The 12790-nt window shown below is 44.2% G+C and carries 10 protein-coding genes; 5 read left to right on the top strand and 5 right to left on the bottom strand.

The genetic code is table 11. The features are described 5' to 3' along the window. Window positions 1-202 precede the first annotated feature (202 nt). A complete protein-coding gene (locus tag OCV12_RS19860; RefSeq protein WP_261887006.1) occupies window positions 203-1135 on the top strand; it encodes a LysR family transcriptional regulator in 933 nt (310 codons plus the stop codon). A gap of 104 nt (window positions 1136-1239) precedes the next feature. On the opposite strand, the gene OCV12_RS19855 is transcribed toward OCV12_RS19860, so the two are convergent. Then, window positions 1240-1626 carry a hypothetical protein gene (locus OCV12_RS19855; protein ID WP_261887005.1) on the bottom strand — a complete coding sequence of 129 codons (387 nt, stop codon included), beginning with the start codon at window positions 1624-1626 and terminating at the stop codon, window positions 1240-1242. A 339-nt stretch (window positions 1627-1965) separates the two neighbouring features. Between OCV12_RS19855 and OCV12_RS19850 the strand changes: the two genes are divergently transcribed. Next, complete coding sequence (locus tag OCV12_RS19850) at window positions 1966-2949, top strand: hypothetical protein (RefSeq protein WP_261887004.1); 984 nt, start codon at window positions 1966-1968, stop codon at window positions 2947-2949. Between the two features lie 87 nt (window positions 2950-3036). Here OCV12_RS19850 and OCV12_RS19845 read toward each other — a convergent pair whose 3' ends face one another. Next, complete coding sequence (locus OCV12_RS19845; protein WP_261887003.1) at window positions 3037-4230, bottom strand: acetate/propionate family kinase; 1194 nt, start codon at window positions 4228-4230, stop codon at window positions 3037-3039. A 662-nt stretch (window positions 4231-4892) separates the two neighbouring features. Further along, window positions 4893-6947 (bottom strand): DEAD/DEAH box helicase, encoded by a 2055-nt coding sequence (locus tag OCV12_RS19840; RefSeq protein ID WP_128644454.1) that lies wholly within the window; start codon window positions 6945-6947, stop codon window positions 4893-4895. A gap of 308 nt (window positions 6948-7255) precedes the next feature. On the opposite strand from OCV12_RS19840, the gene rnb reads away from it, so the two are divergent. Together rnb and OCV12_RS19830 are read left to right on the top strand one after the other, a co-directional pair. Continuing rightward, a complete protein-coding gene (rnb, locus tag OCV12_RS19835; protein ID WP_261887002.1) occupies window positions 7256-9262 on the top strand; it encodes an exoribonuclease II in 2007 nt (668 codons plus the stop codon). Between the two features lie 180 nt (window positions 9263-9442). Continuing rightward, window positions 9443-10273, top strand: coding sequence for a helix-turn-helix domain-containing protein (locus tag OCV12_RS19830; protein WP_261887001.1), 831 nt, complete (start codon window positions 9443-9445; stop codon window positions 10271-10273). A gap of 97 nt (window positions 10274-10370) precedes the next feature. Here the strand turns inward: OCV12_RS19830 and OCV12_RS19825 are convergent, their stop codons facing one another. After that, window positions 10371-10733 carry a DUF3024 domain-containing protein gene (locus OCV12_RS19825; protein WP_261887000.1) on the bottom strand — a complete coding sequence of 121 codons (363 nt, stop codon included), beginning with the start codon at window positions 10731-10733 and terminating at the stop codon, window positions 10371-10373. A 253-nt stretch (window positions 10734-10986) separates the two neighbouring features. Here OCV12_RS19825 and OCV12_RS19820 point away from each other — a divergent pair, with 253 nt between their 5' ends. Beyond that, complete coding sequence (locus OCV12_RS19820) at window positions 10987-11802, top strand: phosphate ABC transporter substrate-binding protein (protein WP_261886999.1); 816 nt, start codon at window positions 10987-10989, stop codon at window positions 11800-11802. 91 nt (window positions 11803-11893) lie between these two features. On the opposite strand, the gene OCV12_RS19815 is transcribed toward OCV12_RS19820, so the two are convergent. Further along, a complete protein-coding gene (locus tag OCV12_RS19815) occupies window positions 11894-12580 on the bottom strand; it encodes a MaoC family dehydratase (protein ID WP_123300660.1) in 687 nt (228 codons plus the stop codon). Between the last annotated feature and the right edge of the window lie 210 nt (window positions 12581-12790).

Below are 12790 nucleotides of genomic sequence, written 5' to 3'. Positions count from 1 at the left end.
CCCCTTTTGTTCGGCTTGATAGAGATAGTACATGGGTAAAAATCAGCGAAAAACAGCCTAATATTTGAATGATTCTCAAATATATTTTGGCAATTGCGCATATAAAGCTAGCTTAAAAGAGATGAATTGGGATCAACCCACTTTATGATTAGCAAAAATCTCAATACAATGTTTAGAACATTATCAAACACAGGTAGATAATATGCTTCTTGAAGACTTGCAGGTCATTTTAAAGGTGGCGGAGTTTCGTAGTATCACCGCAGCAGCCACCAACCTAGACATGCGTACCGCAACCGCGAGTGCTGCCGTCAAACGTGTTGAAGCCGCACTGGGTGCTGAACTGTTTGTAAGAACCACTCGTCATTTACGGCTTTCCTCTGCAGGCGAGCGCTATTTACCTGAGTGTGAGCAAGCCTTGAAGATGTTAGAGCAAGCCAAACTCAACATGCGTGAAGAGCTTGGTATCTTAGACGGAGAAATCCGCATCGCGCTTTCTTCGGATTTAGGACGTAACCTCATTACACCTTGGCTTGATGAATTTCTGCTTGAATACCCAAAGGCTACACTTCGCACCAGCATCAGTGACAGCAACATCGATTTCTACCGTGATTCTGTAGACATGGCTTTGCGTTATGGTTCTCCGAATGATGCCAACATGTACGGCTTTAAGATCTGCGATGTGCCAAGAATATTGTGTGCAGCGCCTGCATACTTGGCCGAGATGGGAACACCAAACCAGCCAAGCGACCTAGCTGATCACAATGGTCTGCTGTATCAGCTGCATGATATGTTGCAAGACGAATGGGTGTTTAATGACGGTAAACAAGATCATAAAGTGAAACTAAAAGGGAATCGCGCCTCAAATGATGCTGACCTTGTTAGGCGCTGGTGTGTGGCAGGGAAAGGCGTGGCGATAAAGTCTTGTTTAGATATGTCGAGCCATCTGCTCTCTGGCGAAGTGGTTAAAATCATGCCCGAGTTCAAGCCAACCTCAACTGAACTGTGGTTAGTGTGTCCCAGCCGTCAATCCATCACTCCGACCGTTCGCCTATTAAGAGATCTGTTCCGCGAGAAAACCGCAGAGATCCTTTCTCAACTGAGCGAGCAAGGCATTATAGAAACTCAAAAGTCTTAACGACCTAAAGATAAAAAAGGCTTTTAGTGAACTTTAATCCACTAACGCCTTTAATCATTTGAAGATTACACCCTATCGATGGATGTATCGTCTAATACGAGTGCTTAGTTTGACTCGTCTTCAACATCACAGTCAGCACAGCACTGAAGCGCAATTTCATGTTCGAAGGTGATCGTGTCTTTACCTTCTTCTAGTAGTTCTGCGATTTCATCAGCGACTTCTTTCTCATCATCCGCTTCGATCCCGCTTTCTAGCTCTTCTTCTGAATAACCAAAGAAGTTCAGCAGCAAGTATTCGCGAGCTTCTTCTTTCGTACAAACTACGTCCGCTGAAAGATCTGGCGTAACTTCACCTTGAGCAAGCGTCGCAGTTACTTGTGCTACAGCAGCCTCTTTCATCGCAGGCGTTAACCAACCAAGATCAGTACTTACAGATGTCTTTTTACAATCGAAGCAAGGCAGTTGGTGAAAGTAGTATTGAAAGGTAGTCATAGGTAATTTCTTCTTTAAATGTTGTATAGCGAGATTATGCGCGTTTTGTAGCAAAATACTATCTCAATCACAACCAGAGACTGATTCGTGGGGGTTATTTTTACGAACACAGCGCAAGCTGGTGCCATTATCCAAGCAAACGCTGTTTTACCATTTATTACTCAGCTTTACGCTTGTTTACATTCTTGCCGTTATTATAAGCCCCATTCAGGAATAAGCATGGTAGCCCAGCAGGTGATCTAGCTTCTGCTTAGTTTAATTGTATTTAGCTTAACTTACTTGCACTTGGCTCATTTTGAACCACGCTTATTTACATCATTCCACATTGGCTCTCTATCAATGATCAACACAAAACATCAGGCTCTTGCCATTTCATCTATCGCATTACTCGTGGCAGGGTGCTCACCATCATCAGACACACCGTCTGTCAGCAACATCAACGATTACCAAGGCTCAGCAAGCATTACTCAAGGCAGAGCCACTACCGTTGAGTCGAATCTATTTGAATGTAACAACGGACGCAGCCGAGTCGCCGGTGTTGGGGAAATTACAGACTCTGACGGAAAGGTTTGGACAGTTCCTGCCAAAAACAGCTTTGCGAGCGGTCCAAAAGCCTTCGATCTTTATGAAGAGTGTTCAAACACCACACCAAGCAGCCTAGCGGATGTCGATCAAACTTTGGTTCCGGTAGTCGAAATTGATCCTGACGGCGAAGAAGTGACAGGCTATATTTTTGCCGATAACTATTTTGAACTGTACATCAACGGCACGCTAGTCGCAGTCGATACGGTTCCTTTTACGCCATTTAACTCAAACCTTGTTAAGTTCAAAGTTAACAAGCCCTACACGATTGCAGTAAAGGTGATTGATTGGGAAGAAAACCTAGGCCTAGGTACAGAAGACAACCGCGGTAAAGCTTATCATGCGGGTGATGGTGGTTTTATCGCGAGCTTTAGTGATGGAACCGTTACAAGCGCAGATTGGCAAGCTCAAACATTCTATACCGCACCGATTTACGACCTAACTTGTTTGAGTGAAGTAGACGGAAAACGTCTTTCTGAAAGTTGCACAACCGAAGGCACTGATCACGGGCAAGATGCGTACGCCGCTCACTGGGAAACGCCAAGTAATTGGATGAACCAAGAGTTTAATTCAGCTTCATGGCCTCAAGCATCTGTCTACTCAGAAGACGATATTGGCGTAAACAACAAAAAGGCATACATGAACTTCATTGAAAAATTCAGTGGCGCCGGAGCAAGCTTTATCTGGTCGACGAATGTTGTTCTCGATAATGAAGTGCTTCTAAGGTACGAAGTTAAGTAGTTTTCAATTGAATACAACAGACACAAAAAAGCGAGCCACTTAGGCTCGCTTTTCAATTGTTTTTTATAACTTAAGCCGTTGCTTAGATTACAGAAGCTCTACCGACTGTTGAGCAATAACGAACTCTTCGTTAGTTGGGATAACCATTGCTACAGCGTCTAGCATTTCAGACTTCGCGATGATGCCTTCAGCACCGAAGCGAGCTGCTTCGTTACCAGCTACATCTTCAACAAAACCTAGAATCTTAAGGTTGCTTAGGATCTCACGACGAATTGGTAGAGAGTTCTCACCGATACCGCCTGTGAAGATGATGCCGTCTAAAGAATCTAGCGTTGCAAGGTAAGAAGCAACGTATTTAGCTACGCGGTATGTGAATACTTCGAAAGCCAGTTTAGCGCCTTCATGGCCCTCTTCCATTGCTTCTAAAATGCCACGAGCATCGCTCGTAAGACCAGACACGCCTAGGAAGCCAGACTCCTTGTTAAGAGAGTTGAAGACTTGCTCTTGTGACCAACCTTTCTTAAGTAGGTACTCGATGATGCCTGGGTCTAGGTCACCACAACGTGTGCCCATCATTAGGCCAGAAAGCGGTGTAAAGCCCATAGAAGTATCAACACTGTTACCATCTTTGATAGCACATACAGATGCGCCGTTACCTAGGTGAACAGAGATGAAGCTCGATTTCTCGATTGGCTTGTTAACCATCTTCGCAGCTTCACGGCTAACGAAGTAGTGGCTAGTACCGTGGAAACCGTAACGACGTACGCCGAAGTCTGTGTATAGCTCTTTTGCGATTGCACCAGTGAATGCACGTTGAGGCATTGTTTGGTGGAAAGCAGTATCAAATACAGCGAACTGAGGTAGAGAAGGGAAAGCTTCAATCGCAGCACGGATGCCGATAGCACCTGCTGGGTTATGAAGTGGAGCTAGGTCAGACAGGCTTTCAATTTCGTTCGTTACTTCTTCAGTAATGCGAACAGTTTGAGTGAACTTCTCACCACCGTGAACGATACGGTGACCGATTGCCACGATATCTGCCGTGAAGCCTAGGTCTTCCATCAGGCCAACCAATTTGCCAATGGCAATTTTGTGGTGGTTATCTTCACCTTGAATGGCAATTTCAGTTTTCTCGCCTTGGAATTTCCAGCTCATGCGAGCATCTTCAAGACCAAAACACTCCCCTAGGCCACTTAATACTGCTTCACCAGAAACAGAATCGATTACAGCAAATTTTAGGGATGAACTACCCGAGTTAATAACCAGAACAAACGAATTAGACATTGGATATGGATCCTGTTTCAGTACGAATTGGATGAAGTGTTTACTTCAATTTTAGTTAAGCCCATTATTCAATAATTTTTGAATCTTTCAACTTTTGTTTTGAAAAAATCACTAAATGAACACAATTAAGTTGATCTTAGTCATTAATTTATTTATTTCGAGAGCGAAATTAAAAAATAGTTGAATAAGAAAATTGATAAACGAGTACCGCAAACGAATGCTAACGTTATTTTTAACTTGATTTGCTCTATTTGTCGGATTCGGTCAGGAAGCTCATTTCACGAGAGAAAATAGTAAAACTCCCCCCATTAAACACCTGTGACTGCCAAAACCTCCCCCCACTCCAATAAACCTTCTACACGGCACATTAAGTGGCTTTCATACATCTCGCTGAATCTTGTAGCACGCGATTTAAGTATAGCCTTACAACGTCATACAGCCATGCTAACGGCACTTGATGCTCACTTCACGTCGTCTTGAAATCGGATTATTCATTTTTAGTTTATATACCGACGAAGACAGTCAATCGCGGAGTTTGGATAGTTTGCTTCAAATGTGAGTAGTAAGATCGGGAAGATAAACGAGCAGGCACAAAAAAGCCGAGCATTACGCTCGGCTTTTAAATTCAGTGTCTAGACTAAAGCGTCTAAGCGAAAGGTTGATTAACCTTCGTTACGCTCTGGACGACGACCACGGTTACCGCCGCCATTGCCGTTACCATGGCCACGTTCACCACGGTAGTTACCACGGTGATCGCCACCACGGTTACGGTCGAAACGACGCTCGCCATCACGGCCGCCTTCACGGTTACCATCGCGTGCACCATCACGGTTGCCACGGTATCCACCACGACCGCCTTCACGGTTGCCACCTTCGCGGTTACCATCACGGTTACCACGGTAGCCGCCGCCATCACGACCGCCACGACCACGGTTGCCATCACGACCGCCGCCACCACGACGAGGCTCACGGAAGTCGTTGAAATCAACAACAACAGCGCCAGCTTCTTTTTGACGAATACGTAGTTTGCTTAGCTTACCAGCAGTTTCAGAGTTCATTGCTTTTGGCAGTTGAACGTAAGTAGAACCTTGGTCTAGCTTGATAGCACCGATTGAACCTTTAGTTAGGCCAAGTTCGTTTGCTAGTGCGCCAACGATGTCTTTAACCTGAACGCCTTGCTCACGGCCAACTTGTAGTTGGTAAGTATCCCAATCTTGCGTATTGAAGTTGCGATCGCCACGACCATTTTCACGGTCTTCACGACGCTCTTTGCGACGGTTCTTGTCACGCTCAATAGCAGCGATCATTGGGTCTTCGCCAACATAGAATAGTGGGCTCTTACCTTGCTGACGCTTAAGAAGCATTGCAGCTAGAGTAGCAGCATCAACTTCTAGAGACTCTTGAAGTGTAGAGATAAGACCTGCGAAGTTTTCTAGAGCTTTGCTTTCTTTCTCTGTTTCAAGTTCAGCGCCAAGCTTAGCAACACGTGCTGCAGCAACTTGGTCACGTAGAGGAAGTTGGATTTCTTCCATAGATGACTTAGTTACGCGCTCGATAGTGCGAAGCATGCGAATTTGGTTAGTGCGAACTAGTAGGATCGCTTTACCTTTACGTCCAGCACGGCCAGTACGACCGATACGGTGGATGTAAGATTCAACATCGAATGGGATGTCGTAGTTGAATACGTGAGTGATACGTGGAACATCAAGACCACGTGCTACAACGTCAGTTGCAACTAGGATGTCGATAACACCTTGTTTGATGTGATCAACAGTGCGCTCACGTAGAGACTGAGGAATATCACCGTGCAGTGCAGCAGCTTTGAAGCCACGTGCAGATAGCCAATCAGCTAGACGCTCAGTGTCTTGACGAGTACGTACGAATACGATTGATGCGTCAGTTTCTTCAGTTTCTAGAAGACGAGACATTGCTTCGTCTTTTTCTACGCCTTTAACAACCCAGAAGTTCTGCGCTACTTTGTCAACTGTGTGGTTAGTACCAGCAACGTCAACTTTTGCAGGGTTACGTAGGTAACGGTCAACAATAGTCTTAACCATTGGAGGCATAGTTGCAGAGAAAAGTACACGTTGTGCAGTTTCTGGAGCTTGCTCTAGGATCCAAGTAACGTCATCTACGAAGCCCATTTTTAGCATTTCATCTGCTTCATCAAGAACAAATGTGTGTGCTTCATCTAGGTGTAGACGGTCACGAGTTAGTAAGTCTTTAACACGACCTGGAGTACCAACAACAATGTGAGCACCGCGGCTTAGAGCGCGCATTTGGTCAACGATTGAAGCACCACCGTAGATTTCAATAACCTTAAGACCTTTGATATCACGGCCAAGGTTTTTGATTTCCGCAGCAACTTGAATCGCTAGCTCACGAGTAGGAGCCATGATGATTGCTTGTGGTTTGTGTTGGTTTAGGTTGATTTTGTTAAGTAAAGGCAGAGAGAATGCTGCTGTTTTACCAGTACCAGTCTGTGCTTTACCTAGTGCGTCACGGCCTTCAAGTAGAAGAGGAATAGCTGCTGCTTGGATTGGAGTCGGAGAAACGAAACCCATGCTATCAAGAGCTGAAAGAATGTTATCGTTTAGGGCTAATTCATTAAATTGAATTACAGATTCGGACATTGGGATCCCACTATATATAAGTAAACAAAAGGTCCCGGGAGCTCTATCAATTCCAATACTGATCCAATCAGATACTGATTCCATTCAGAGTTACGAAGCAGTAATAAAACACTTCAAGCCATTAGGGACGTCTAAGGGAGGCGGATTATTCCCTAAATGCATAAAAAAAGCCAGAAAAAATTGAAATACATCACATATTTTTCGGTTTTATGTCAATACTGGCTATCATATCGTCAAAACTTGATGAATATCTCGTCATAGCGAAGGACATCCACCAAATTGACCTAGTTAAATAAGCCGACAATTAATTTACGCTCACTTCGGCTTTAAGTAGTAATCGGGCCTCGCAATGATTATAGTGTGCTCAATTGTTCTCGTTAGATAAAAGTAAGATGTTTCAAGATAATCCTCTACTCGCTCAGCTCAAGCAGCAAATCCAAGAAACCCTCCCTAAAAAGGAAGGTACTATCAAAGCCACTGAAAAAGGCTTTGGTTTTCTCGAAGTTGATAGCAAAACAAGCTTCTTTATCCCGCCTCCGTACATGAAGAAATGTGTTCACGGTGACAAGGTGATTGCCATCATTCGCACCGAGAAAGAGCGCGAAGTAGCAGAGCCAGAGGAATTGGTTGAACAAGGTCTTACTCGCTTTATTGCACGAGTGAAGCTTTTCAAAGGCCGTTTGAACGTTGTTCCTGATCACCCGCAACTGAAAAAGCTGCAACTAAAAGCGAAAGCAATGAAGGGTTTAAACCCTGAAACGCTTAAAGAAGGTGACTGGGTTGTTGCTCACATCGTTCAACACCCATTAAAAGGTGACAACGGCTTCTTAGCTCAGATCTCTGAAAAAATCACAGACGCTGATGACAAGATCGCACCTTGGTGGGTAACGCTGGCACAGAACGACCTACCAAACAGCGAGCCTGCAGGCATCGACAACTGGCAGATCAATGATGACGCCGATCTTGAACGTGTAGACATGACGCACGTACCTTTTGTGACCATCGATGGTGAAAGCACAAAAGATATGGATGATGCGCTTTACGCGAAGAAGAAAGAAAACGGTGATTTTGAACTGACTATCGCGATTGCTGATCCTACGGCTTACATCTCTCCTGATGATGCTATGGATAAAGTAGCTCGTGAGCGTGGTTTCACGATTTACCTCCCGGGTCGTAACATCCCAATGTTGCCTCGTGATCTTGCAGACAACTTGTGTTCACTTATCGAGAACGAAGTTCGCCCTGCTCTATGCTGCACAGTAACGGTATCTAAAGATGGCGTTATCGGCGACGACATCAACTTCTTCGCTGCAAACATCAAGTCTCACGCTCGTCTTGCTTACGACAATGTATCAGACTGGCTAGAAACGGGTGCTTCAGAGAAGTGGCAGCCATCAGAAGAGATCGCTGCGATTGTTTCTGACCTTCATCAATTCGCTCAAGCACGTTCAGCATGGCGCTCAGCAAACGCTGTTGTGTTCCCTGATCGTCCTGACTACCGCTTTGAACTTAGCGAAGATAACGATGTTGTTGCTATTCACGCTGACATGCGTCGTAGCGCGAACAAGTTAGTTGAAGAGTCGATGATCAGCGCAAACATCTGTGCAGGTCGAGTGTTAAAAGAGAGCTTCAACCAAGGTGTGTTTAACTGCCACTCTGGTTTCAAAGCTGAGAAAGTTGCTGACGTTCTTGAACTGGTGAACCCGCAAGCGGAAACACCATTCACTGAAGAACAGATTGTTTCTCTTGAAGGATTCGCAACGCTGCGTCGTTGGTTGGGTTCGTTAGACAACAGCTACTACGACAACCGTATTCGTAAATTCCAAGCGTACAGCGAGATCAGCAATGAGCCTGCGCCTCACTACGCAATGGGTTTAGACATTTACGCGACTTGGACATCTCCAATCCGTAAATACGGCGACATGATTAACCACCGTATGCTTAAAGCGCACATCCTAGGTAAAGCGCCAATTCAAACACCAGATGAAACCATTGGTGATGAACTTGCTCTACACCGCCGTCACCACGGTATGGCTGAGCGTAATGTTGGCGATTGGTTATATGCTCGCACTCTGGCGAACGCTCCAACAGAAGAAACTCGCTTCCAAGCAGAGATCTTCGACATTAACCGTGCGGGTATGCGTGTTCGTTTACTAGAGAATGGTGCTGCGGCATTTATCCCTGGTTCTCTCATTCTTGATAATAAAGAGAGAATCGAGTGCAACAGTGATATGGGCACTGTATCTATCGATAAAGAAATGGTATACAAACTGGGAGACGTTTTAGAAGTAGTTCTCTCAGAAGTTAATCAGGAAAACCGTAACTTAGTCGCTAAACCGACTCAAGTATTTGCGGACTTGCCTAGCGAGCCTGAAACAACAGACGAAACCGAAGCTTAAGACCTATAACGGTTACAGCTTGCAAGGTTAGGCCCTTCAAGGTCAAAAGCTTTAAAGCTTCAAGGTTCACTTCTAAAGGCGCTAATTATTAGCGCCTTTTTTGTAAATGTCTCATGCTTAAACAATACTTAAAAAAAACAATCAATAAGCAACCAATTTACAACGTCAAAGAAGCGCACTATGTCATCAATCACAGTTACTCAGTTTAGAAACTTCATTCCCAGGAAACGAGAACGCTACCCTGCCTCTAAAAACGGTATATTCATGGTATCGAAGGGCAGCATTTCTTTCGTGCTACCTAATGGCACTGAAGCCTCGTTACAAGCGGGCGATTTCACACTTTACAATTCTGGTCAGATTAAAGACATCACGGTTAACACTGAAAATGGCGAATTTAGCGCAACCTGCTTAGATTTCGATTTGGCTATTTTTCAGAAGTTCATCAACCAATTCAGCGATCTAGAATCCACTCGAATCCCAGACAAATACATCAAGTTCAATCAAACTGATACTGAAATCTACCAGTTGAAAGAGCTCATCATGTCGATCGCCAATTCTTCTTCTCAAAATGACTACGCACTCACTCAATTAGGCTTAAGTTTGCTGTCGCTGATGGTAGAGCAATACCCTGCTCTTTTGGTCATCATAGCTCGAGCTTCGAGATTAACCGTGACACAAAAAGTCATTCATTACATTGAACAAAACATAGAAAACAATATCTCTTTGGACACGCTCGCGAGTTACATGGGAATGTCGCCAGCAACGCTTAAACGTCGTTTGTCTGCTGAAGATCTGTCGTTTTCGAATCTACTGAAGATCAAGCGAATTGCCCACGCCGCTACGCAATTAAGAACATCGGATAAATCGATCACTCAAATTGCTTATGAATCAGGCTTTAAAAGTGCCGCTCACTTCAGTACTGCCTTTAAAACTTATCACGGAAAAACGCCAAAAGACTTCCGTTCGTTAATCGCACGAGCGCAACAACAAGGCATTAAACCGCCCGTCTAAAGTGTAGGGAAACAAGTTGGTTAGGCGCAAGTGGTTAAGCTTTGGCGTTGCGCCACTCGCTATGAGGTTCAGCCACCAGCGACGTTGAAGTGGTCGGTTATGACCAAAAATACGATTTAGGATCTTTTTCTAGTTCAGCCAGAATAGCATCAAGATCCTTCGATTTAGGAAGGTAGGGATAAGGTGCCCAATTCACGGAGTCAGTTTCGGTATCGTCTTCAAGCGGCACCATCACCAACCAGCAAGATAACGATTCATCAAAGGTCACGCAGGCTATCTCATTTGTATAATCACTATGAGATGAGTCGAGCAGGTAATGGGCCTGAGAAAACAGCACACCGCCCTCATACTCTTCATATAGGGATTTGCCTAGCTCGACCGGTAAATTGCTATTTCGAGAAGTACAGAGCCTCTCAGCTCCAATTAAAAGACGATTCAGTTCTATATGAATAACGGACATAACACCCCTTGTAACTTCATAGAAACTTCTAAGTAGTGAATTCCTCTACTTAGCTTAGGACTCAACGAACATTTTAGCGAACCAGCGAAAACAAAATACCCGCCCAGCTCCCAGAAACGAATCCTTCTCCTCCAAAGTTATCTTACTTTCAAAAACGAACCCGGCAGCTATACATCGAGCGTATAGAATTTCACAAAAGTGTCATATAACCGACCTATCATATGCGACAAATGTTATTAACTAGGAGTTGTTTATGTTACGAGTCGCGATTGCCTCTCTTTTATCCTTAGCCCTGTCTTCTCACGCTGCTTTTGCACAAGAAACCAATATTTCGGGCTCCACTTCGGTATCACGAGTGATGGATGTATTAGCTGAGGAGTACAACAAGACTCACCCTGATAACTACATTGCGGTTCAGGGCATCGGTTCTACAGCAGGCATTACCATGGTTAATAAAGGTGTGTCTGATATCGGTATGACCTCACGCTACTTAACGGATCGTGAACAGAGCGACAAACTGAAAGTGTTCCCGATTGCTTTTGATGGCCTAGCGGTCGTAACTAACCGTTCGAACGGTGTAAGTAACGTTACTCGCGAACAGTTATTCGATATCTACAAGGGCAAAATCACCAACTGGAAAGCCGTAGGTGGTGCCGATCAGCCTATTGCGGTTGTGACTCGTGAAGCGTCTTCTGGTTCACGTTACAGCTTCGAGAGCTTACTGGGTTTAACGAAAATCATTAATGACCGTCTAGTGTCTGACATCAACCCAAATAACTTGGTTGTAAACAGCAACAGCATGGTAAAGACGATTGTTAACCATAACCCACACGCGATTGGTTTTATCTCTGTAGGTTCTATCGACCGTTCGATTAAAGCAATCACATTTGAAGGCGTAGAGCCGACATCTAAGAACATTGCCAACCACAGCTATGAACTAGCTCGCCCATTCTTATTGCTGCACAAAACAGATTCTGTTTCTGAAGAAAGCAAAGACTTCATCAAGTTCGTGAAGTCAGAGCAAGGGCAAGATCTTATCGAAGAATACGGCTACACTCGCATTAAATAAGTGAGCGAGTTTTATCTTATGGAAACAAAAAGAGAGAGCACTATGCTCTCTCTTTTTTTGAATCTTTATAAATCGCTTGTTTACAAATCACTTAGAAGTGAAGTTGAATCACCGAAACGATAACAGCGCCAGGACGACGAATACCTTCGATTTCTACGCGTATTTCGCGCTCAATCTCTAGGCCTTTCTTAATTGGCGTCACTTTTGTTAGCGTACTTTTAGCACGAACGTTGCTGCCTGATTTCACAGGGTATGGGAAACGTACTTGGTTAAGACCAATGTTTACAACCATCTTCGCTGTTGGAAATTGAGACTTGTCAGGATCAACGCTGTCAGTAAGGCGAGGAAGCAGAGACAAAGTTAAAAAACCATGTGCGATGGTTGTTTTGAACGGAGAGTCTGTTTCTGCCTTAGAAGGCTCAGTGTGGATCCACTGCATGTCTTCAGTCACAAGGCCGAACTGGTTAATACGGTCTTGACTTACATTGATCCAGTCGCCAGTATGGATGACTTCACCGATCTGCTGATTAAGCTCGTCAAACACAAGCTGTGCTTCAGGCTTTAATACGATCGGTTGCTCCACAGGCATCTCTGGTGCATCTTCATTTACTGCAGGTTTGTGGTGATCACGAACCCACGCAAAGAAATGGCTATTTTGCGTACGATTAAGAAAGTCACCCCAGTAATCTCTAAGAGCTGGAGACATCCATTGCATAAACTCTGAGTGTTGCGAAGACACGCTGTCGCCTCGGTGTTTAAATAAATCAATGACTTTCATAAGAACCTCAATGCACAAAAAATTTCAATATAACTTCGTAATTTTGAAACACTTCACACTATTGTGCAAATGTTTTCGAGCATACACCCGTTAGCTGAACCTTGCTATTTTTATAATAAACATACACTTACTAATAAAACATCATTTTATTACAAAACCCAATTTAGAGTGTTAGCTCTATCACATAATAAACATTTGATTATATAAATA

Origin of the sequence: Vibrio pomeroyi (assembly GCF_024347595.1) — a bacterium.
Taxonomy (GTDB): Bacteria; Pseudomonadota; Gammaproteobacteria; order Enterobacterales; family Vibrionaceae; genus Vibrio; species Vibrio pomeroyi.
This window is presented reverse-complemented; position numbering and strand designations above follow the sequence as displayed.

Bases quoted from the DNA above. Each gene is read 5' to 3' on its own strand.
- OCV12_RS19860 (WP_261887006.1), top strand. From the start codon at position 203: ATGCTTCTTGAAGACTTGCAGGTCATTTTAAAGGTGGCGGAGTTTCGT.
- OCV12_RS19855 (WP_261887005.1), bottom strand. From the start codon at position 1,626: ATGACTACCTTTCAATACTACTTTCACCAACTGCCTTGCTTCGATTGT.
- OCV12_RS19850 (WP_261887004.1), top strand. From the start codon at position 1,966: ATGATCAACACAAAACATCAGGCTCTTGCCATTTCATCTATCGCATTA.
- OCV12_RS19845 (WP_261887003.1), bottom strand. From the start codon at position 4,230: ATGTCTAATTCGTTTGTTCTGGTTATTAACTCGGGTAGTTCATCCCTA.
- OCV12_RS19840 (WP_128644454.1), bottom strand. From the start codon at position 6,947: ATGGAATCAGTATCTGATTGGATCAGTATTGGAATTGATAGAGCTCCC.
- rnb (WP_261887002.1), top strand. From the start codon at position 7,256: ATGTTTCAAGATAATCCTCTACTCGCTCAGCTCAAGCAGCAAATCCAA.
- OCV12_RS19830 (WP_261887001.1), top strand. From the start codon at position 9,443: ATGTCATCAATCACAGTTACTCAGTTTAGAAACTTCATTCCCAGGAAA.
- OCV12_RS19825 (WP_261887000.1), bottom strand. From the start codon at position 10,733: ATGTCCGTTATTCATATAGAACTGAATCGTCTTTTAATTGGAGCTGAG.
- OCV12_RS19820 (WP_261886999.1), top strand. From the start codon at position 10,987: ATGTTACGAGTCGCGATTGCCTCTCTTTTATCCTTAGCCCTGTCTTCT.
- OCV12_RS19815 (WP_123300660.1), bottom strand. From the start codon at position 12,580: ATGAAAGTCATTGATTTATTTAAACACCGAGGCGACAGCGTGTCTTCG.